This is a genomic window from Burkholderia sp. NFPP32 (genome assembly GCF_900119325.1).
In the GTDB taxonomy this organism is placed as follows: domain Bacteria; phylum Pseudomonadota; class Gammaproteobacteria; order Burkholderiales; family Burkholderiaceae; genus Burkholderia; species Burkholderia pyrrocinia_C.
In genome coordinates, this window is sequence record NZ_FPJP01000082.1 from 1 (window position 1) to 1,371 (window position 1,371).

Sequence of the window (1,371 nt, forward strand, 5' to 3'; positions counted from 1 at the left end):
TGAAGTTGACCCGCTTCAACGGACACCTATTCTTTTTGAAGAGGAGGTGCCGTCATGGGCAAGCATCGGAAGCCGTACCCGGCGGAGTTCCGGGCGCAGATGGTAGAGCTGGTGAAGGCAGGACGTACGCCTGAGGAATTGGCGCGCGAGTTCGAGCCGACGGCGCAGAGCATCATCAACTGGGTCGCTCAGGCCGATCGCGACTCGGGAATGCGCCAGGACGGACTGACCACGGCCGAGAGGCAGGAATTAACGCGGCTACGCCGTAAAGTCCGCCAACTCGAGATGGAGCGCGACATACTCTCTCACGCGGCTGCCTGGTTCGCTCGGGAGACGGGGGCCGTACCGCCGAAGGGTACGGATTCATGAAAGCGAACCGGGCCCGCTGGCCCATTGCCACGATGGCGCGGCTGCTGCGAGTCTCCACCAGCGGCTACTACGCGTGGCTCGTGCGCGAGCCGTCGAAGCAGGCATGCAGTGATGCGCAGTTGCTCTCGCGTATTCGCTCGCTGCACGCGAGCTCGCGCGGCACCTATGGCGCGCCGCGTATCCATGCCCAGCTCGAACGCGAAGGCGTACATGTCGGGCGCAAGCGAGTAGCGCGTCTCATGCGTCTGGCCGGCCTGTGCGGGGCAAGTCGCAGGCAGTGGAGATGCACCACGCGCCCACGCGCAGGAGCACGGCGTGCCCCTGATCTGGTGCGTCGTCACTTCAGTGCCGCGGCGCCGAACGTGCTGTGGGTGGCCGATGCCACCTACATCCCGACCGGCGAGGGATTCCTCTATCTGGCTGTGGTGCTCGATGTGTTCAGCCGCCGCGTTGTAGGCTGGGCGATGTCCAATCACCTGTACACGGAACTGATGCTGCGTGCGCTCGATATGGCGCTCGCGCAACGTCGCGCTCGCGGGGTCATTCTGCATTCCGATCAGGGCTGTCAATATACGTCGATTGCCTTCGGACGGCGCTGTCGCGAGGCGGGCGTACAGCCTTCTATGGGGACCGCCGGCGACTGTTACGACAATGCGATGTGCGAGTCCTTCTTCGGCACGCTCGAATCGGAACTGCTCATGCGCGAGCGCTTTGATACGCACGAACAGGCACGTGGGCGTGTGTTCTGGTTCCTCGAGGGATGGTACAACCTGCGTCGCCTGCACAGCAGCATCGGCTACCGTTCACCGCTCGAATTCGAAGACGAGCACATGAAAAATGAAACCCTGTCCCCGCGCGGGTTGCCCACCGCCGGGCGGCGTCGTGGTCGTGATAGGCGACCCGCCGCCCGCCCGTGGACAACCCGCGACTTACCGCTTAACGGAGGTTAAATCGCACATCGATCGCTACCGCAGATCTGTCCGTTGAAGCGGGTCAACTTCA

1 pseudogene is annotated in these 1,371 nt (G+C 63.5%); it reads left to right on the plus strand.

Annotated features, from left to right (window positions below):
• Positions 1 to 54: 54 nt before the first annotated feature.
• Positions 55 to 1,199: pseudogene (locus tag BT264_RS37280) on the plus strand (IS3 family transposase); the annotation flags it as partial.
• Between the last annotated feature and the right edge of the window lie 172 nt (positions 1,200 to 1,371).